The organism is Hwangdonia lutea (assembly GCF_032814565.1).
GTDB classification, from domain to species: Bacteria; Bacteroidota; Bacteroidia; order Flavobacteriales; family Flavobacteriaceae; genus Hwangdonia; species Hwangdonia lutea.
This window is the reverse complement of record NZ_CP136521.1, coordinates 1,397,781-1,417,046: the sequence shown is the minus strand read 5'-3', so window position 1 is coordinate 1,417,046 and position 19,266 is coordinate 1,397,781. Positions and strand designations below refer to the sequence as shown.

Genomic DNA, 19,266 nt, shown 5'->3' with positions numbered 1-19,266 from the left:
TTAAGGTCTAAAATCTGTAACCAATAGAAATGCCACCTTTACCAATAATTTCGTAATCGGTATTCTTATTATTAAAAAGATTTCTACCAACTCCAAAACTCAACTCACCAATAAAACCACTTTTAGTAATCCACTTTCCGCCTAAGCCAATACCTAAAGCAAAATCTGTTCTGAAATCATAAGTGTCGTTAGAAAAATTAATTTCTCTATTTGTAGAATTTAGCATTCCGAAGCCCTCAAGAAAAAAACCGCCGGCATATTTTTCGCCAAAATAAAAACGGTAATATGGCGATATCATATATTTAATATCATCACTTACATTATTATCAATAGGGAGTAAAATTGAAATTCCTACTCCAGATTCTTCATTAAGAGTGCGTTCGTAGGTAACATCCAATGCACCTATTATTAAAAACAAACCGTTTAATTTAATTTCATTAAAGTTTTGTGTGCTAGCACTGTTATCCGTTTCATTTTGTGTTTCGTTTTGGGAAAAAGATGTTGAATAAAAGAAAAGCGCAACAAGAGGAAATAGCAGTAGTTTTTTCATAAGATTGATTTTAAATTAAATGACAATAATAGAAAAATGATACCAAGAATAAAAAATATCTTACAATAGAACGAGGGTTAAATACATTTTTTTATATACTAATCTGTCTATCAATCTGTTGATCCAGCGAAATAAATGTTTCGGTACGCGACACCCCAGAAATCGATTGAATTTCTTTGTTGAGCAAATGCATTAAATGTTCGTTGTCTTTGCACAGTATTTTTATAAAAACACTCCAGTTGCCCGTGGTGTAATGGCACTCTAAAACCTCAGGAATTTTTTTTAGTTGTTTAACAGCCTCGGGATTGCTCATGGCTTTATCTAAATAAATACCAATAAAAGCCATAGTGGTGTAACCCAAAACCTTGGGGTTGATAATGAATTTAGACCCAGAGATTAACCCCGATTTTTCCAGTTTGCGTAACCGTTGATGAATAGCCGCTCCAGAAATACCCACGTTACGGGCAATTTCTAGAATTGGGGTTCGTGCATCTCCCATTAAAGCACGAAGTATCTTTTTATCGATACCATCAATATGTATGTTTTGGTTTATAACTTTCATTACTAATTTGTTTTGTTTGTCATTGAATCCCGATGACTATCTAGAGGGAATCGTATTATTTTGTTTGATTTTAAAACATAAAAGTAAACATTTGGTTTTAAATTGAAATCATACTTTTGTGAAAAAGTCTTATTAGTAAATTACAATAATGAGTTAAACTTATCCGAAAAATCTGTTAACGTTGTGTTTAACGTTCGATTAAGTTCATTGCAACAGAACTTTATTAATGTATTGAAGCATATTGAGCAAAAACTAATGAATAAAGGAATTTAAAACCTTTGAGACTTTTAAATGATTGTTTTATACTGTATTGACTGCCTACTCTCAGCGCAGCCGAACGGTTGTGCTAACATCCAAAAAAATAAACGTTTCGGTTTAGAATATTAAAAAAAATATGTAGGTTTGCATGACCTTTAAAACAAAAATATATGTCGTTTTCAGATTTATTTGATAGTGGGTTTAAAAAGCGCAATAAAAACCATTTTGCAGCTATTGTGCGTATTGCCATGGATGATGGTGTGATTTCTGATGGAGAAAAAGCCTTTTTAGATAGATTAGCGCGTAATTTAAGTATTAGTGAGGGCGATTATAACCAAATTTTAAAAGACTATAAATCGCATCCCATAAATCCGCCGATGTCTTACGACAGACGATTAGAGCGATTGTACGATTTGGCACGTATGGTTTATGTCGACCATATAAAAGGCGACCACGAAGAGATTTTGTTGGGTAAAATTAGTGTGGGCTTGGGTTTTCATCCCGAAAACGTCAAGTATATTGTTGATAAAGCTTTGACTTTGGTAAGCAATGGTGTTGATTTGGACACCTTTAAAGATGAAATGAAAAACATGAACAGATAGTTTTTTTTGGTACGAAACATAAAAAATGCGAACTTCTTAAAGTTCGCATTTTTTATTTGAATAAATTAAGAATCGTACCCTTTCGCGGAAACAGCAACGTTTAAAAACCTGTCATTTTTATGTTCAGTTTTTAAAAACAACACCGCTTTACTTTTTAAAAGAGATGAGTTGTTTTTCGATAAAAGTAACACCAATGCCTATTAATAAAATTATACCGCCCAAAACCATGTTTAGCGTAATGGTTTCATCAATAAACAACCACGCTAAAGCTGATGCTAAAATACCTTGACCCAGCAAACTTACCGAAACCCTTGTGGCCCGCATGTGCTTAGTGGCGTAACTAATAAGAAGCCAAGCCAAAAGCTGGCAAACAACGGCTTGAATAACCAACACCAACCAACCGGCATCTGAAAATCCTGAAAAAGGTTCGTTAATGGCATAACTTACCACCGCTAAATGTAAAGAAGAAGCGGCTAGACTTATCGTCATAAACGTGATAACGTCCATACTTTTTAAAACCTCTTTGCTAATCAGCATGTAAAAGGCATATAAAACCCCGGAAAGCACACCGAAAGTGAAGGCCAAATCGAAGTCTAAATTTCTAAACACCGAAAAACCCACTAGCAAAATCATGCCAAAAACGGCAATTACAGTGCCTATCCAAAAATTGGTTCTTGGCTTGTCCTTTAAAAATATTAAAGCCAAAACACCCACCCAAACAGGCGATAAATTAGTTAATAACGAGGCTTGAGTTGCCGTAGATTCTTGTATGGCAACATTCCAAACGGCCACATCGCTACCAAAAATAACGCCACATAAAACGGCCAATAACCCCGTTTTATAATCAGGGATTTTAAGTTGTCGCGTTATTAATACATAAGGTAAAAGTAACAACAACGAAAACAACATGCGGTAAAATGCCGAAATAACTCCTGGCGTTAGGTTAAGTTTAACCAAAATAGGGAATATCGAAATACAAAATATTCCAATAACGAGTGCGATTCTTGCCCTTTTCATTTTGAATTGAATTAGTGACTAAAAATAAATCGGCAAAAGTAGTTGACGGCAGCTAGTTTACATAAGACTAAATTGGCAATTTATGATAGTTTATTATCCTGTTTTTGTTATTTATGCAGCTTTAATTGAATACGCTTTCGCGGCACATCAACCTCTAAAACCTTTACAATAATTTGTTGGTGCAGCGCAACATGTTCATTCACATCTTTTACAAACGTATCGGATAGATTTGAAACATGAATAAGGCCACTTTCTTTAATGCCAACATCTACAAAGCATCCAAAATTAGTGATGTTATTGACGATTCCTGGAAGCAATTGTCCTTCGCGCAAATCGTTAATCGTTTTTATATTCTCATTAAAAGTGAATACCTTGGCTTGTTCGCGAATATCCAAACCTGGTTTTTCAAGTTCTTTAACAATGTCTTTAAGCGTTGGCAATCCCACCGAATCTGTGCAGTATGTTTTTAAATCTATGTTTTTAAGCAGCTCAGAATTCCCTATTAAATCGGTAACGTTTTTACCCAAATCTTTTGCCATTTTTTTTACGATGCCGTAACTTTCAGGGTGTACGGCAGAATCGTCTAACGGATTTTTGGCTCCTTTAATTCTCAAAAAAGCAGCACCTTGCTCAAAAGCCTTTGCGCCCAAACGCGGCACCTTTTTAATGTCGTTTCTTGAGGTAAAAGATCCGTTTTCGTTTCGGTAATTAAAAATATTTTCGGCAAGTTTGGGACCAATTCCCGACACATAACTCAATAATGGTTTGCTGGCCGTATTGATGTTTACCCCAACCGAATTTACGCAGTTTTCAACAACCATATCTAATGATTTTTGAAGTTTTGTTTGATCGACATCGTGCTGATATTGCCCCACGCCAATAGACTTGGCATCAATTTTTACCAATTCCGCAAGTGGGTCTTGCAAACGCCGCCCAATGGAAACACTGCCACGTACCGTAACATCGTAATTGGGGAATTCCTCCCGAGCAATTTTTGATGCCGAGTAAATACTCGCGCCAGCTTCATTAACCACAAAAACTTGAATATCGTTTTTAAACCTTATTTTTCTAATCAACGCTTCAGTTTCACGAGATGCCGTTCCGTTGCCAATCGCAATAGCTTCAATTTTATAGGCATCGGCCAATGAACTTATTTTTTGCATGGCGCCAATACCATCGTTTTTTGGCGGATGCGGATAAATGGTTTCGTTGTATTTTAATTGTCCTTGTGCATCTAAGCATACCAGTTTACAACCGGTTCTAAATCCAGGGTCGATAGCCAAAACCCGTTTTTCGCCCAATGGCGCACCCAATAACAATTGTTTTAGGTTTTTAGCGAATACGCCAATGGCCGATTCATCGGCTTTTTCCTTGGCTTTTTGCAGCGCTTCATTACTTAACGATGGAAACAACAAGCGTTTGTAAGCATCTTGAATGGCCGTTTGTATGTGTTCCGCGCAAGCGTTATGGCTTTTAATAAGGCGTCTTTCAATATAATTTAAAGCGCGATCGTCATCTATATTTATTTTTACGCGAACAAATCCTTCTTTTTCTGCCCTTAAAATAGCTAATAGACGATGTGATGGAATTCTGCTTAAATTTTCTTCCCAATCAAAGTAATCTTTAAACTTTTGAGCCTGCTCTTCACTTGCTTTTGTTTTTATCACTTTCGTGGAAATCATAGCAAATCGCTCGAGCTGATGACGGATATTATTCCGGATATCGGTACGCTCGTTAATCCATTCTGCAATAATATGGCGAGCACCTTCCAAAGCGTCTTCAACTGATTTAACATCACCTTTTACATATCTCAATGCAATGGATTCCAAATCGTTTGCATTTTGAGACATAATAATTTTTGCGAGTGGTTCCAAGCCGTTTTGTCGCGCTTTTTCAGCTTTTGTTTTTCGGCTTTTTTTATAAGGCAAGTATAAATCTTCGAGCGCTGTTACATCTTGGGTCGATTCTATCTTTTGCTTTAATTCATCCGTTAAAACCGCTTGTTCTTCAAGTGCTTTTAAAATGGCAAGCTTTCTTTTTTTTAAAGCTTCAAATAGATCTTTGTACTTTACAATATCTCCAATTTGAAGTTCATCTAAATTTCCGGTTCGTTCTTTTCGGTAGCGCGAAATAAACGGAATGGTACAATCTTCATTAAGCAATGCAATGGTGTTTTTCACACCTTGTTTCGGAAGCTTCGTTTGTTGGATGATATATTTTATCATGGGCTTTCAAAAAATTAAAGTTTAATCAAATCTAAGTGATTTCAAACTTAATTTAACTAAAAAAACCTGTCATGTTTTAACATAACAGGTCTAATTTCATTTTATTCTTTAGGCATCTTTTTAGCCCAATTAAAAGAAATCTAAATTTTAACAATGCGTATTATAGGCGTCAACCAAGTTTTCTGCAATTAATTCTGCTGGTCTGCCTTCAATGTGGTGGCGCTCTAACATGTGCACCAATTCGCCATCTTTAAACAAGGCCACACATGGTGAACTTGGAGGAAACGGAATCATATATTCTCGAGCCTTATCAACAGCTTCCTTATCAACACCTGCAAAAACAGTGGTTATATGGTCTGGTCGTTTGGCGTTTTGTAAACTCATTCTCGCCCCTGGGCGCGCATTGGCCGCTGCACAACCGCAAACCGAATTTACAACCACTAAAGTCGTTCCTTCCTTTGCTAAAGCAGCATCAACAGCCTCGGCAGTTTGTAACTCTTCAAAACCAACATTGGTTAAATCTTCGCGCATTGGTTTTACTAATTCTGCTGGATACATATCTTAATTTTTTATTATTAATAATTATGCTGCAAAGTTAATCAAAAAACGTGTAATTAAGGTTAGGGCGTTCCCTTAAAACGCTTATAGCGTTATAAGGTCAGGCTATCCGCTATATCTTTTGCAAAAAAGCAAAAGGATGCCGCTTCTATCCTTAACGCAGGGGTTTGCATTGGGCATTTCAACTTTGCTCAAAACAGACACCATCGAAATGTAACAAAACCCTATAAAGTTCAACTAACAATAGTATATTTGAACCATAATAAAAACAAGAAAACAACATGAGTTTTTCAAAATGGATAGGTGGAGCTTTGGGCTGGTCGTTTGGTGGGCCAATTGGGGCCATAATCGGATTAGCAATAGGGAGCCTAATAGACTCCATGGCAAACGGTAGTGGCAATCCGCTTTTAGGAGAAAGAGAAACCAAAAGCCGCAGAAGATCAACTTATAGAACACAACCCAGACAACGCCCACAAACACAATCGGGCGATTTTGAAGTAAGCTTGTTGATTTTAGCCTCGGTAGTTATAAAGGCCGATGGAAAACAAGACCAGCGCGAATTGGATTTTGTGCGTCAGCAATTTTTAAACATGTACGGCAAAGAACGCGCAAATCATGCTTTTAAATTGTTTAAAAACATAAGCAAACAAAACATTTCGTTACGGCCAGTATGTTTACAAATAAAACAAATGATGGATCATCCATCGCGTTTACAGCTTATCCATTTTTTGTTTGGCATTGCCAAAGCCGATGGTTTTGTAACCGATAATGAGGTAAAACAAATTTATACCATTGCGGGGTATTTGGGGGTTAGCGCGCGCGATTACGAGAGTATCAAGGCCATGTTTTACAACAGTAGCGACAACGCTTATAAAATATTGGAGATTGATAAAAGTGCGACCGACGACGAGATAAAAAGAGCCTATCGAAAAATGGCAAAAAAATACCATCCCGATAAAGTCATCCATTTAGGTAAAGAACACCAAAAAGGCGCCGAAGAAAAATTCAGGCAAGTGCAAATGGCTTACGAGCAGTTACAAAAGGAGCGTGGGTTTTAACAAATCAAAAAAAACCTTGACTTTATAAAGCCAAGGTTTTTTAAAAATATTAGATTAGCTTGTACTTAAGCTTGGTGAAATTCTTCAACGTGTAAAATCTCCAACTTTTTCTCACCATTTCTAAAAGGCCAAGTGATTAAATCGCCAACTTTTCGGCCGACTGTAGCCACGGCAACATCACTCAAAATTGAAGATTTACGCTTTTTATTATTCTTTTTATCGGTTGAAACGAATATGTATTCCTCTTCTTTATTCGCCGTGTGGTCCATAATTTTTACCCTACGGTTCACCGTTACAACGTCGTTAGGTAATTCTCTTCGACGTACTTGTTTAGCACCTTTTAATTCTTCAAGTAAAAGCTCTTCTTCTTGTTGGGTTACTTTTTTTCTTCTTACATGATCTTTGATCATATCGTATATTCCGGTTGTTAAAATAACTTGTTCTTGCATTATATTGATATTTAAAACTTTCTTTTTTTAAGGCTTTTATGACTGACTCAAACCATTAAACGCAGCATAAATCATGTAAATGTTTAACCGTAAAAGCAACTTTTAAAAAAGAAAAAAATGATTAAATTTTATTCTGAAACCCTGTAGAAATACCCTGTCTTGAGTCTTGACAGGGATTATAGAATAAACTCTTTGGAGTGATTTAAAAAAATATCATCGTGCAAATAAGGTATTGATAAATATACCCTATCAGAACCTGCTTGTTTGTATAAAAAATTACTTGTAGCCATGTTGTATCACGAATAGGTGCAAAGATAATCTTTAAAAGTGACAAAAGCAAAACACACTGATTTTTAGGTGGCTAGATGTATTTTACTCCTCAAAAACAACCGTACTTTTATCTTTGGTAACAGTCAATTTTATGGTTCGTCCCAAAATCAACGCCCGATTATCATCTTCGTGTCCAGCAGGCATGTTAAAGGCAATCGGGAAATCGTAATCTGCCAAAGCATCTAAAATAAGCTGCTCTATCGAGCTTCCCCAAGGCGTTGTGTTTTTCCGTATTTTATTGATATCGCCCACAATAACACCTTTGCAATTATCAAAGTAACCAGCGCGTTTTAAGCTTTGCAACATACGGTCAATGTGGTATTTGTGCTCTCCAACTTCTTCAATAAACAGTATTTTTCCAGACACGTCAATACTGGTTTCAGAGCCCAACATGGTGTGTAATAAAGTTAAGTTGCCACCAACAAGCTGTCCGGTACTCGCGCCTGTTTTATTGTATTCAGAACCTTCTAACGTATAGCTTAAAGGTTTTCCGAAAATGGCATCTTTAAAGGTTGAAATGGTTTCTTTAATGGCTTCCAAATCATCAATCATGCTGGTGCACATCATGGCATGGAGACTTTCAAAACCTTCGTTATGCAATTGATTGTGCAATGCTGTAATATCAGAGTAACCAATCAGCCATTTGGGATGGTTTTTAAATTTTGTAAAGTCTATATTATCAAGAATTCTAACCGTTCCGTAGCCTCCGCGAGCGCACATAATGGCACTAATTGTGGGGTCGTCTAGCGCGTTTTGGTAATCTTCACAACGCTCGCTATCGGTTCCTGCAAAATGATTATTTTGATTAAAAACGTGTTTGCCAACCACGGTGTGCAGGCCCCAACTTTTAAGCAATGTTCGGGTTGCTTCTATTTCTTTGAATTTGTTTTTTAAAATACCCGAAGGCGCAACAATAGCAACTGTATCTCCCGCCTTTAAATAAGGTGGTTGTATTAATTTTTTGGGTGCCATATCTTGTGCAGAAATGGATATGTTTCCAAATAAAAAAAGCGAACAACTTAAAACGAGAATTAAAATATTTTTTGTCATAATGTAAATTTACATTTTTTTTCTAAATAGCCTTCAAAATGCGTATTTTTACGGCTTGTTAAAATCAAACGTTATTAGAGGAGATAAGTAACGTGGTAATGTTTTCAAAGATTACCACATTTTTTATCAAACACCTCACAATGAAAGTTTAATTCGAATTTCATAATGAATCAACCACAACGATATACCATTACTGCGGCATTACCTTACACCAACGGCTCAATCCACATCGGGCATTTAGCGGGTGTTTATGTCCCGGCCGATATTTATGCACGCTATTTGCGTTTAACAGGAAACGATGTGCTTTTTGTATGCGGCAGCGACGAACACGGTGTGCCCATTACCATTAAAGCAAAAAGCGAAGGCGTTTCTCCGCAAGATATAGTCGACAAATATCACGCCATTATAAAAGCCTCTTTTGAAGATTTTGGGATAACGTTCGATAATTATTCACGTACATCGGCTAAAATTCATCATGAAACGGCATCGGAGTTTTTTACCACTTTAAACGATAAAGGTGAGTTTATTGAAGAAACCACCGAACAATTATTTGATGAAGAAGCCAACCAATTTTTAGCAGACCGTTTTGTTATAGGCACTTGCCCAAAATGTGGCAACGAAGAAAGCTATGGCGATCAATGTGAAAACTGCGGCACCAGCCATAATGCCACCGATTTGATCAATCCGAAATCAGCAATTACGGGTAATGTTCCTACTTTAAAACAAACCAAACACTGGTTTTTACCGTTGGATAAACACGAGGATTTTTTAAAAGAATGGATTTTAAAAGGCCATAAAAAAGATTGGAAACCCAATGTTTACGGACAAGTAAAATCGTGGATTGACGATGGTTTGCGTCCGCGTGCCGTAACCCGCGATTTAGATTGGGGTATTCCCGTACCCGCCGAAGGTGGCGAAGGCAAAGTGCTTTACGTTTGGTTTGATGCGCCTATTGGTTATATTTCTTCAACTAAAGAATGGGCCGCTCGTGAAGGGAAAGATTGGAAACCCTATTGGAAAGGCGAAAACACAAAATTGGTACACTTCATAGGTAAGGATAATATTGTTTTTCATTGCATCATCTTTCCGGCCATGCTTAAGGCGGAAGGTTCTTATATTTTACCGGAAAATGTGCCCGCAAACGAATTTTTAAATTTAGAAGGCAATAAACTGTCTACCTCTAAAAACTGGGCAGTTTGGTTAACGGAATATTTGCAGGATTTCCCGAACCAACAAGATGTACTTCGTTATGTATTAACCGCAAATGCTCCAGAAACCAAGGATAACGATTTTACTTGGAAAGATTTTCAAGCACGAAACAATAACGAATTGGTGGCTATTTTTGGCAATTTTATTAATCGTGTTGTGGTGCTAACCAACAAATATTACAGTGGAATTGTTCCAGTGCCTAATGAATTATCGCAAATCGATAATGAGACTTTGGCAACGGTAAAAGCATATCCCGATGTTATTGCGAGTTCCATTGAGCGCTACCGTTTTAGAGAAGCGGGACAAGAACTTATGAATTTAGCCCGATTAGGTAATAAATATTTGGCCGATGAAGAGCCGTGGAAGGTCATTAAGGTAGACGAAGAGCGTACTAAAACCATCATGTACGTAGCGCTTCAAATTGCATCAGCTTTAGCCACCTTAAGCGAACCTTTTTTACCCTTTACTTCAAAAAAATTAAAAGATATCCTTGGGATTGCTCAAATGGACAAAAACGAAAACGATGGTCATACTGAGCTTGTTGAAGCACTTCAATGGAATGAAGTAAGCACTAAAGATGTATTAATTCCAGCAAACCATCAAATTGGAAAAGCAGAATTGTTGTTCTCCAAAATTGAAGACGACACCATTAAAAAGCAATTGGAGAAATTAGAGGCGAGTAAAAAAGCCAATGAAATCGCAAATGCCACTGTTGAGCCTCAAAAAGACACCATTACTTTTGAAGATTTTACTAAGTTAGATATTCGAGTTGGCACTATTTTAGAAGCAGAAAAAATGCCTAAAACCAAAAAATTGTTAAAGCTTAAAGTCGATACGGGCATTGATGTGCGCACCATAGTTTCCGGAATTGCAGAAAGCTTTACAGCCGAAGAAGTGGTTGGAAAACAAGTAACCGTTTTAGTGAATCTTGCTCCAAGAGCGCTTCGCGGTGTAGAAAGTCAAGGCATGATTTTAATGACCGAAACCCCAGATGGAAAATTGGTGTTTGTAAACCCAGATACTTCTAAGGTTGCAAATGGATTGCAAATAAGTTAAAACATTGTTTTTGGATGTTAAATAAACCAAGTTCTCAAATAAAGCAATACTCATGTAAAAATTGGATTTGGCTATTTTTACGGACTATCATATTTATTTAGGAGAGATATTGAAAATTTAACTAACTATCTCAATTGCAAATGGTCCGCAATAGTTTAATTTATCAACCAAAATGATGGATAAGAGAAACCCAATACAATAGGATATAAAGTTAAGAGGTGCATTTTAAAAGCGATACCCTAATAAAATATAAATCCTTTTGGTTGGTGAACTCAAGTTTTCAAATTCTGATATACCATTGCCTCTTTCGTGCCTAGCTTCAAGAGATAATTTCTTGTGTTTTATGCCTGCCCCTAGAATATAGCTTTGTTCGTATTTACGACTTCTATCGAGTGCTTTTTCCTCAACAACTCTTTCATTGCCAAAAAAGTTTATTTCTTGTTTTTTGTAATTTTTTTCTTTTATGGCAAAGCCATTAGATATTCCTAAATTAATAAATGCACGTAATGATTTTTGGTTTAAGGGGATATTAAAACGTAATAAATTGTTAAGTTTTATATACGAATAATCAAACTGAACTAAAGTATTAACATCTCCGGTTTCATTTCTAAAAGAATGATGACGACCTTCATATTTTGCTTGACTGTATATAAGCTCATTGTTCAAGGACCATTTTTGGAGGTTTCTAGAAAAAAAGATATCAATAAAAATACCAGATGTAAAGTCTGTCGATTGACTAAAATCTGTTTCCGTAAGATAATTCAAAGATGTCTTTCCATTAAATTCTAATTTACTCAAAGATATGCCGGCTAGCACTCCAATATCGGCAGATACTTTTTCTTTCTTTTTTTGGAAAATAATCTCTTCTTGAGAACAGTTATAGTAATGTTGAAAAAGTTTTTCTAAGCTTTTTTGAGTATATTCCGTATAAGCTAGTTTTAATCGAGTTGATGGGCAATCATCACTAAGGTACAAGTCCAATTGCCCCTTGTATTTCTTGTTTTCTTTTAAGAGTCCATAAGATGTATATTTTTTATACATTAGTAGAACAAAATCGTTTCCTCGCTTTATATAAAAATTGTCTCTGCCTTTAATACTTTTGTGGTAATATAAATTTTTAGAACCTTTAAATAGGGTTTGTAAAAAAACGGTATCTAGTTTGATGTTTAACTCTGGATAATCTTGCAATATATTAGTTTGCACAGGACTAGTTTCTCTTTTCACAATGGCACTTACATAAATTTCATCTTTAACACTAAATTCAATAATATTAGTTTGATTATAAGTTTTTGCTTGCTGATCTGTTTTTTTCTTAAAGGTTATTTTGTTCGGGTTTACACTCCAGTTTTTATAGTCTACAAAACCATGTATGGTATCTTTTGTAGTTTTAATAATGTAACCAGGTAAATAGTTTTCTTGAGAATGAGATATATGAAAAATAAGAATTGTAAATAAGGTAAACAGGAATTTATTGGTAAGCTTTTTTGTTTGCATATAATATAAAATTTAGATAATAAATATATGTATTTCAATATTAAATTTGTAGTATTTTATAACTTTTTATTTAGTAATAGATTTACCCTGATGTAAATAGGGGCTTTTTCAAAACCACCTTCTAATAAGATGTGATTTTCATTAAATCCAACCTCACATCATATATCGTATGTATTAGTAAACGTATCAATATTTTAATCAAAAGCATCAAGATACTTTATCACTTATTGCTAGTTTTGATGAAACATTAAAATAATAAACATTATGAAACACCTACTAATATTACTGTTAACAGTTACTTTTGTGTCCTGCGGAAGTACTAAAACCGTACGGCAAGCAAAAAAAACCATTAAAGGAAATTGGACACTAACCTCGGTAACCTATAATAAAACAGGTACTTACAATGTAACCTTGCTAAACGATGCTTCAAAAGCATGTTTTGAAGGTAGCACATGGCAATTTGTACCAAACAATAACACCGGAACATATGCCATAAACCAAACGGCGTGTAACACAGGTGAACGTTATTTTAATTTCACAATTCAAGAAGTTGATGCGCAAACGGGACTCTATGATTTTCTGTTGAAACCAACAAACGAAAAAGGAAAATCGGAGACCAATCAAGGATTTAGAATAAAGCTGAAAGCGCTTTCTGAAACCTCAATGCAATGGGAGCAGACGGTTTTAGTTGACGGTGCTCCATTTGTTATTACAATGAATTTCACGCTGCAATAGATTGAGGTTAATTCGTCTAAATTCAATAAAAACAATTTAAAATATAAAATGATGAAAATGAATATAAAAAACATAGGAATAACTTTTTTAAGTTTGGTTATGGCTTTGAGTTTAATAAACTGTAAGGCTGTTGAAAATGCAAATAACAAACAAAAAGGCGCTGTAATTGGTGCAACGGGTGGCGCTATTTTAGGAGCCATTATTGGAAACAATGTTGGTAAAGGCGGTAATGGCGAATTAGGCGCTGTTATTGGAGGCGTTGTTGGTGGCGGTGCTGGAGTGCTTATTGGAAACAAAATGGACAAACAAGCTCAAAAAATTGAAGAAGAAATTCCAGGCGCACAAGTAGAACGCGTAGATAACGGTATCGTTGTTACTTTTGATGAGAATAGTGGCGTTTACTTTGCTACGGCAAAATATAATATTAATTCTGCTTCGCAGGAAACCTTGAATAAATTGGCTAATGTGTTTAAAGAATACCCAGACACCAATATTCTTGTAGTTGGGCATACCGATAGTGTAGGTAGCGATGAATCGAACATGATACTTTCAAAAAACAGGGCCTATGCCGTTACAAATTACTTAAAAGGAAAAGGCTTGAGCTCTGGACGTTTTACCACCAATTGGTTTGGCGAATCGCAACCCATGCACGATAATGCTACAGCCGAAGGACGTGCCAAAAACCGTCGTGTAAATGTTGCCATTGTACCTAGCGAAAAAATGATTGAAGAAGCTAAGCAACAAGCACAAAATTAACATGAGTTTTACCGTAAAAGAAAAACAAAAAAGCCAACTTATTTTAAGTTGGCTTTTTGCATATAAAGTAGGTACTTTAAATTAGTCTAAGGCAGGTATACGTAAAACTTGTCCTGGATATATTTTGTCCGGGTCGGTAAGCATTGGCTTATTGGCTTCAAAAATTTCTGGATACTTCATGGCGTTTCCATAATAGGTTTTAGCTATTTTACCTAAAGTGTCACCACTTACAACGGTGTGAAATTGTGCTTCTGGCTCTACATGCTCAACTGTCATTTGGTCGTCTACCGTTGCAATACCGTTTGAATTGCCTACTACCAAAACTACTTTTTCCTTTGTAGCTTGATTGTATGCTTTTCCTGTAATGGTGGCTGCATCGTCATCAATATGCACATTTAAATTTTCAACCTGCAGTTGTAAATCGTTAATTGTTTCTTCTAGTTTTCTTGCAGCGGCCTCTTCCAGTTTAAGCTCTTTTGCTGCGGCTTCGGCAGCTTCTTCAGCGTCTGTTTTTCCTATGCCAAATACTTTGGCGCCTGCGTTTTTAATGAATGAAAATAGTCCCATTTTTGTTTTGTTTTTAAGTGTTACTGATTAATTTTTGTTCAGGTTAAAATACGTTATTTTATCGATACATAAGTTTAGACACAGAAAGAATTTATTTGTCACAATATATTTTATAAAAAAGAAACTGCCTAAAGCAAAGTGCCTTAAACAGTTTCTCAACTAAATAACCAACCAAAATTTTTATTAAACCCTAGTGTTTTTTCTTGGGTTGTCTACTTTATTTTTTCTATGCTTACGCATGATGTTTCTTTTTAAGGTTTCTTTTCTTTTTACATCACCATTTTTTAAATATTGGATGTATCCTCGACCTTCAAACTCGTAAACGGTTTCAGAGGCTGGGTGAAACAATTCTATCTTGGCATCATTTAAAATGGTTAATTCGAAATGTTCATTGTCGAAGGAATCATAATCTAATGTTAAAGTTTTAAGCTTTGTGTTTCCGGTAATATTTCCAACGCCATAAAACCCGGTGTAATCCCAAATTAGATTGTTCAAACTTGTTCCGTTTTCATCTTGCGAACTTCTAAAAGTATCGTCGTTTCCACCCGCTAAAAACTGCAGATAGTTTTCGTTGTCAAACTCATTAATGGCACCAAACTCACTGGTGTATGTTTTTTCCCAAGCTTCGTATTCTTGTAAGAAATAATGAATATTGTCGTAGAACACAAAATCGTAATCGAAATTACTACGTTGGTAACCGTCTAAAAAATAAGATGTATCGTTATTTGGATTATATAATTCAATGGTATTATTATCTATTTGATACACATCAAAAGTTTCAAACCCATCCACATCGTGGTTTACATCTAAAATCATATCATAGGCACTGTAATCTGCAACGGCAATGCCGTAACCACTACCACTGCTGCCGAGACCAACTAAGTTGTTGTTGGCAAACATAACGCCGTTTTTAAACGAAATGGTAAACGCTTTTTGCAAAAACGGGGTGGTGCCGTAGCCACTCGTACTATTAATATCAACATACCATAACTCGTATAAGCTTAACAATTGGTTTATTGAAATGGTTGGTTCCTCATCAATTATATTGGTTTCTACATAGCAAGATGTAAATAGTGTTGCTGATAAAGCAAAAGTTAAAAGTAATTTTACAGTCTTCATAATCAAACATTTTTAGGGTTTCTTTTTACATAGTTTCAAAACACGTGCCAAAAAACAAGTGTGAATATTTTATGTGCTTAAAATTGATAGTTTTTTTACGTATTTTTGAGATTCAAATAATAAATGTTTTTTATGGATAAACCTTTAAAATATGCGGTTTTTGGCGCAGGAAGTTGGGCAACGGCCATTGTAAAAATGCTCTGCGAAAATTTAGATGAAGTTGGGTGGTACATGCGCAGTGTTTACACCAAAGAACATTTATTAAAAGAACAACACAACCCGAATTATTTAAGTTCGGTTGAGTTTCATTTGGAGCAATTGAAGCTGAGTAACGATATTAATGAAATTGCCGATTATGCCGATGTTTTAATATTTGTAATTCCTTCGGCTTTTATGCATTCTGAATTGGAAAAATTAACTACCAATATTGAAAACAAAATTATTGTTTCGGCTGTGAAAGGAATCATGCCAGAAACGGGACTGTTGGTTGGCGAACACTTTCATGATGTTTATAAAATCCCTTACGATAATATTGCCGTAATTGCCGGTCCTTGCCATGCCGAAGAGGTTGCGCTAGAGCGTTTATCGTATTTAACGGTATCCTGTTCCGATGCTGAAAAAGCCCAAATTATAGCCAATAATTTATCGAGCCATTACATTAAAACCAAAATTAGTGACGATGTTATCGGTATCGAATATGCCGTTATGCTTAAAAATATTTATGCCATTGCGGCAGGAATTGCGCACGGATTGGGGTATGGCGACAATTTCCAAAGTGTGTTAATGAGTAATGCCATTCGGGAAATGAAACGGTTTATAAAAAGGCGGCATAAAATGAAGCGCAACATTAATAATTCGGCATATTTGGGCGATTTATTGGTAACGGGTTACTCGGTGTTTTCCAGAAACCGCATGTTTGGAAACATGATTGGTAAGGGCTACACTGTAAAATCCGCTCAAATGGAAATGAATATGGTTGCCGAAGGTTATTATGCTACAAAAAGCGCCCATTTACTCCATGAAAAAAATGGTAAAAAAGCAAAAATTCCTATTATAAATGCCGTTTACGAGGTTTTATATGAAAATAAAAACCCTAAAAAAGTGTTTTTAAAACTAACGGAAAAGTTGGATTAATCTAAACTAAGACACCTATTTATTTCACTGATTACTCTTTAAAGCGAGGCTATATATTCCATTTTTCAATTGAAATATTTTGAATGCGATTATAGCTATTGTTTCTCAACTGTTTTCTGAGACTATCAAGTGTATTAGATTCTGTGTAGGTATACATTATGAAATGGCGTGTTAATATTAAAAAAAGAAGTTTCTGATTTTTTGGTGATGATATAAAAATGAAAAAGGTGAACAGATGTTCACCTTTTTGCCCCAAATCTACCATAAACTTAACCTACTTATGTTATGGTGGAACAAATATATAACGCTGAAACAGCCCACTAAAATATTTTAGTTAAACGGCTTATATATTGGCTTAAATGAGTTAATACTGATTATTTAAGGAAAAAGACCCTGTTTCAATTTTATTGTGAGAAAAAAGTAAAACGCATAAAAAAAGGCGAACAGAAGTTCACCTTTTTTTGCCCCAAATCTACCATGAACTTAACCTACTTATGTTATGGTGATACCAATTTATGCGTATTTAATAGAAATCGAATATTTTTTAGACGAACGGTTGTTTTTTTCAGATTAAATGTTTTTCTAAAAAAATCATGTACTAGAGTGTTATCCATTTATAACTCAATAAGCACGTTCTTTATTGCCTTCGAAAAAGTTAATAAAAGCCCTATTTACAACTCGGTTTCCGCCAACGGTTGGATAGTTTCCTGTAAAGTACCAATCACCCAAATGCTCTGGGCAAGCTTTATGTAAATTTTCTACAGGTTGAAAAATAATTTTAACCTCAGCCTTTATACAGTCGTCACTTAATAATTCGGCAGCTTTATCCGATATTTCTTCATCAGTAAATGGATCATATATTTCCTTAACAAAATTCTTGACATCTTTATCGTCTAATTCGGTTTGAACCAAGCACTTATTATAAACATCTTCAACAATATGGTACATGTTTCTGTCTTTTAACAAAGCCAATGCAGCTCTAAAAGCTATGAGTGTTTCAAGGTTTGCCATATCGATACCGTAACAATCTGGGTAACGTATTTGTGGCGCCGAGGAAACGACTACAATTTTTTTAGGGTGCAACCTGTCCAGCATTTTAAGAATACTCATTTTTAAAGTGGTACCACGAACAATACTATCGTCAATTATTACTAAATTATCGGTGGGTTTTATAACGCCATAAGTAACATCGTAAACGTGCGCTACCAAATCGTCGCGACTGCTATCTTCGGTAATAAACGTACGTAGTTTAACATCTTTAATGGCTATTTTTTCAATGCGTGGTCTTTCCTCTAAAATTTCGGTGACTTTTTTGGCAGACATTTTACCGCCACCGTTTAAAATGGCTTCTGTTTTCTTTTCGTTTAAATAATCTTCAACGGTTTCTATCATTCCGAAAAAAGAGGTTTCAGCGGTATTTGGAATATATGAAAACACCGTGTTTTTGGTGTCGTCATCAATAGCTTCCAGAACTTTTGGCATCAATAATTTACCAAGCATTTTACGCTCTTGATATATTTCGGCATCACTTCCTCGAGAAAAATAAATACGTTCAAACGAACAGGATTTTCTTTCTAAAGGGTCTAATATTTTTTTAATGGATACTTTGCCAGATTTTTTGGTAATGATAGCGTGTCCGGGTTTTAATTCTTTAACGTCGTCAAAATCTACATTAAAAACCGTTTGAATTACGGGGCGCTCTGAAGCCACTACCACTATTTCGTCATCCTTATAATAGTACGTTGGGCGAATACCGGCTGGGTCTCTTAAAACGAAAGCGTCGCCATGGCCAATAAGTCCTGCCATAGCATAACCACCGTCCCAGTTTTTTGCAGCGCGTTTTAGTATTTTGCTAACTTTTAAGCGTTTTGCAATTAATGGAGAAGCTTCTTGTTTATTATAGCCTTCTTTTTTTAGGTCTCTGTAAATTTTACTCACGGCATCATCTAAAAAATGGCCGATTTTTTCCATAATGGTAATGGTATCGGTATATTCTTTTGGGTGCTGCCCCAGCTCAATCAAATTACTAAAAAGCTCTTTAACGTTGGTCATGTTAAAGTTTCCAGCCATGATTAGGTTTCTGTGCATCCAATTGTTTTGTCTTAAAAACGGATGTACGCTTTCAACGCTGTTCTTTCCAAAAGTGCCATAACGCACATGACCTAAAAGAACTTCGCCTATATACGGAATGTGCTTTTTTTGTGCCGCAACATCATTAGCATATTCCGGATGATTGGTAAGTTCTTTGTTTATACGTTCGTTAATTTGTGCAAAAATATCTTGAATGGGCTGTTGGGCTATAGAGCGCACTCTACTTATGTATCGCTCTCCTGGTTTTGTATCTAATTTAATGCTTGCAAAACCAGCACCATCCTGCCCGCGGTTGTGCTGTTTTTCCATCATTAAATACATTTTATTTACGCCATAAAATGCGCTACCGTATTTTTCTTTATAATACTCCAGTGGTTTTAAAAGCCTTATCATGGCTATGCCACATTCGTGTTTTAATACATCACTCATTCTTAATAATTGTTTTC

General features: G+C 35.5%; 17 protein-coding genes. 6 read left to right on the top strand and 11 right to left on the bottom strand.

The window, feature by feature from the left end; translation table 11 throughout:
* Window positions 1-7: 7 nt before the first annotated feature.
* Window positions 8-550 carry a DUF3575 domain-containing protein gene (locus RNZ46_RS06085; RefSeq protein WP_316984490.1) on the bottom strand — a complete coding sequence of 181 codons (543 nt, stop codon included), beginning with the start codon at window positions 548-550 and terminating at the stop codon, window positions 8-10.
* Between the two features lie 91 nt (window positions 551-641).
* Window positions 642-1,112, bottom strand: coding sequence for an Lrp/AsnC ligand binding domain-containing protein (locus RNZ46_RS06080; RefSeq protein ID WP_316984489.1), 471 nt, complete (start codon window positions 1,110-1,112; stop codon window positions 642-644).
* Window positions 1,113-1,540: 428 nt separating this feature from the next.
* Between RNZ46_RS06080 and RNZ46_RS06075 the strand changes: the two genes are divergently transcribed.
* Window positions 1,541-1,972, top strand: a complete 432-nt coding sequence (locus RNZ46_RS06075) for a TerB family tellurite resistance protein (RefSeq protein WP_316984488.1) — start codon at window positions 1,541-1,543, stop codon at window positions 1,970-1,972.
* Between the two features lie 147 nt (window positions 1,973-2,119).
* Here RNZ46_RS06075 and RNZ46_RS06070 read toward each other — a convergent pair whose 3' ends face one another.
* The 3 genes from RNZ46_RS06070 to RNZ46_RS06060 form a co-directional block, all read right to left on the bottom strand.
* Window positions 2,120-2,989, bottom strand: coding sequence for a DMT family transporter (locus tag RNZ46_RS06070; protein ID WP_316984487.1), 870 nt, complete (start codon window positions 2,987-2,989; stop codon window positions 2,120-2,122).
* A 107-nt stretch (window positions 2,990-3,096) separates the two neighbouring features.
* The gene (locus RNZ46_RS06065) at window positions 3,097-5,214 is read right to left on the bottom strand and encodes a Tex family protein (RefSeq protein WP_316984486.1); all 2,118 of its coding nucleotides are present in this window, start codon (window positions 5,212-5,214) and stop codon (window positions 3,097-3,099) included.
* A gap of 147 nt (window positions 5,215-5,361) precedes the next feature.
* Window positions 5,362-5,772 carry a BrxA/BrxB family bacilliredoxin gene (locus RNZ46_RS06060; protein ID WP_316984485.1) on the bottom strand — a complete coding sequence of 137 codons (411 nt, stop codon included), beginning with the start codon at window positions 5,770-5,772 and terminating at the stop codon, window positions 5,362-5,364.
* Window positions 5,773-6,053: 281 nt separating this feature from the next.
* On the opposite strand from RNZ46_RS06060, the gene RNZ46_RS06055 reads away from it, so the two are divergent.
* Window positions 6,054-6,830 (top strand): TerB family tellurite resistance protein, encoded by a 777-nt coding sequence (locus RNZ46_RS06055; protein ID WP_316984484.1) that lies wholly within the window; start codon window positions 6,054-6,056, stop codon window positions 6,828-6,830.
* Between the two features lie 65 nt (window positions 6,831-6,895).
* Here RNZ46_RS06055 and RNZ46_RS06050 read toward each other — a convergent pair whose 3' ends face one another.
* Both RNZ46_RS06050 and RNZ46_RS06045 read right to left on the bottom strand, forming a co-directional pair.
* Window positions 6,896-7,279: a GreA/GreB family elongation factor gene (locus RNZ46_RS06050; protein WP_316984483.1), complete on the bottom strand. Its 384-nt coding sequence runs from the start codon at window positions 7,277-7,279 to the stop codon at window positions 6,896-6,898.
* A gap of 372 nt (window positions 7,280-7,651) precedes the next feature.
* A complete protein-coding gene (locus RNZ46_RS06045; protein ID WP_316984482.1) occupies window positions 7,652-8,659 on the bottom strand; it encodes a S66 peptidase family protein in 1,008 nt (335 codons plus the stop codon).
* Window positions 8,660-8,824: 165 nt separating this feature from the next.
* Here RNZ46_RS06045 and metG point away from each other — a divergent pair, with 165 nt between their 5' ends.
* Window positions 8,825-10,924: a methionine--tRNA ligase gene (metG, locus tag RNZ46_RS06040; protein WP_316984481.1), complete on the top strand. Its 2,100-nt coding sequence runs from the start codon at window positions 8,825-8,827 to the stop codon at window positions 10,922-10,924.
* Window positions 10,925-11,149: 225 nt separating this feature from the next.
* Here the strand turns inward: metG and RNZ46_RS06035 are convergent, their stop codons facing one another.
* Window positions 11,150-12,418: an outer membrane beta-barrel protein gene (locus tag RNZ46_RS06035; protein WP_316984480.1), complete on the bottom strand. Its 1,269-nt coding sequence runs from the start codon at window positions 12,416-12,418 to the stop codon at window positions 11,150-11,152.
* 264 nt (window positions 12,419-12,682) lie between these two features.
* Between RNZ46_RS06035 and RNZ46_RS06030 the strand changes: the two genes are divergently transcribed.
* Window positions 12,683-13,153 (top strand): lipocalin family protein, encoded by a 471-nt coding sequence (locus tag RNZ46_RS06030; protein WP_316984479.1) that lies wholly within the window; start codon window positions 12,683-12,685, stop codon window positions 13,151-13,153.
* A gap of 51 nt (window positions 13,154-13,204) precedes the next feature.
* Window positions 13,205-13,909, top strand: a complete 705-nt coding sequence (locus RNZ46_RS06025) for a YiaD family glycine zipper/OmpA-like lipoprotein (RefSeq protein ID WP_316984968.1) — start codon at window positions 13,205-13,207, stop codon at window positions 13,907-13,909.
* Between the two features lie 81 nt (window positions 13,910-13,990).
* Here the strand turns inward: RNZ46_RS06025 and lysM are convergent, their stop codons facing one another.
* Window positions 13,991-14,476: a peptidoglycan-binding protein LysM gene (gene lysM / locus RNZ46_RS06020; protein WP_316984478.1), complete on the bottom strand. Its 486-nt coding sequence runs from the start codon at window positions 14,474-14,476 to the stop codon at window positions 13,991-13,993.
* 183 nt (window positions 14,477-14,659) lie between these two features.
* Window positions 14,660-15,595, bottom strand: coding sequence for a nicotinic acid mononucleotide adenyltransferase (locus RNZ46_RS06015; protein WP_316984477.1), 936 nt, complete (start codon window positions 15,593-15,595; stop codon window positions 14,660-14,662).
* A gap of 132 nt (window positions 15,596-15,727) precedes the next feature.
* On the opposite strand from RNZ46_RS06015, the gene RNZ46_RS06010 reads away from it, so the two are divergent.
* Window positions 15,728-16,729, top strand: coding sequence for an NAD(P)H-dependent glycerol-3-phosphate dehydrogenase (locus RNZ46_RS06010; RefSeq protein WP_316984476.1), 1,002 nt, complete (start codon window positions 15,728-15,730; stop codon window positions 16,727-16,729).
* A gap of 621 nt (window positions 16,730-17,350) precedes the next feature.
* Here the strand turns inward: RNZ46_RS06010 and RNZ46_RS06005 are convergent.
* Window positions 17,351-19,249 (bottom strand): amidophosphoribosyltransferase, encoded by a 1,899-nt coding sequence (locus tag RNZ46_RS06005; protein WP_316984475.1) that lies wholly within the window; start codon window positions 19,247-19,249, stop codon window positions 17,351-17,353.
* Window positions 19,250-19,266: the final 17 nt, after the last annotated feature.

Coding starts and splice junctions, on each gene's coding strand:
- RNZ46_RS06085 (WP_316984490.1), bottom strand. CDS start 550: ATGAAAAAACTACTGCTATTTCCTCTTGTTGCGCTTTTCTTTTATTCA.
- RNZ46_RS06080 (WP_316984489.1), bottom strand. CDS start 1,112: ATGAAAGTTATAAACCAAAACATACATATTGATGGTATCGATAAAAAG.
- RNZ46_RS06075 (WP_316984488.1), top strand. CDS start 1,541: ATGTCGTTTTCAGATTTATTTGATAGTGGGTTTAAAAAGCGCAATAAA.
- RNZ46_RS06070 (WP_316984487.1), bottom strand. CDS start 2,989: ATGAAAAGGGCAAGAATCGCACTCGTTATTGGAATATTTTGTATTTCG.
- RNZ46_RS06065 (WP_316984486.1), bottom strand. CDS start 5,214: ATGATAAAATATATCATCCAACAAACGAAGCTTCCGAAACAAGGTGTG.
- RNZ46_RS06060 (WP_316984485.1), bottom strand. CDS start 5,772: ATGTATCCAGCAGAATTAGTAAAACCAATGCGCGAAGATTTAACCAAT.
- RNZ46_RS06055 (WP_316984484.1), top strand. CDS start 6,054: ATGAGTTTTTCAAAATGGATAGGTGGAGCTTTGGGCTGGTCGTTTGGT.
- RNZ46_RS06050 (WP_316984483.1), bottom strand. CDS start 7,279: ATGCAAGAACAAGTTATTTTAACAACCGGAATATACGATATGATCAAA.
- RNZ46_RS06045 (WP_316984482.1), bottom strand. CDS start 8,659: ATGACAAAAAATATTTTAATTCTCGTTTTAAGTTGTTCGCTTTTTTTA.
- metG (WP_316984481.1), top strand. CDS start 8,825: ATGAATCAACCACAACGATATACCATTACTGCGGCATTACCTTACACC.
- RNZ46_RS06035 (WP_316984480.1), bottom strand. CDS start 12,418: ATGCAAACAAAAAAGCTTACCAATAAATTCCTGTTTACCTTATTTACA.
- RNZ46_RS06030 (WP_316984479.1), top strand. CDS start 12,683: ATGAAACACCTACTAATATTACTGTTAACAGTTACTTTTGTGTCCTGC.
- RNZ46_RS06025 (WP_316984968.1), top strand. CDS start 13,205: ATGAAAATGAATATAAAAAACATAGGAATAACTTTTTTAAGTTTGGTT.
- lysM (WP_316984478.1), bottom strand. CDS start 14,476: ATGGGACTATTTTCATTCATTAAAAACGCAGGCGCCAAAGTATTTGGC.
- RNZ46_RS06015 (WP_316984477.1), bottom strand. CDS start 15,595: ATGAAGACTGTAAAATTACTTTTAACTTTTGCTTTATCAGCAACACTA.
- RNZ46_RS06010 (WP_316984476.1), top strand. CDS start 15,728: ATGGATAAACCTTTAAAATATGCGGTTTTTGGCGCAGGAAGTTGGGCA.
- RNZ46_RS06005 (WP_316984475.1), bottom strand. CDS start 19,249: ATGAGTGATGTATTAAAACACGAATGTGGCATAGCCATGATAAGGCTT.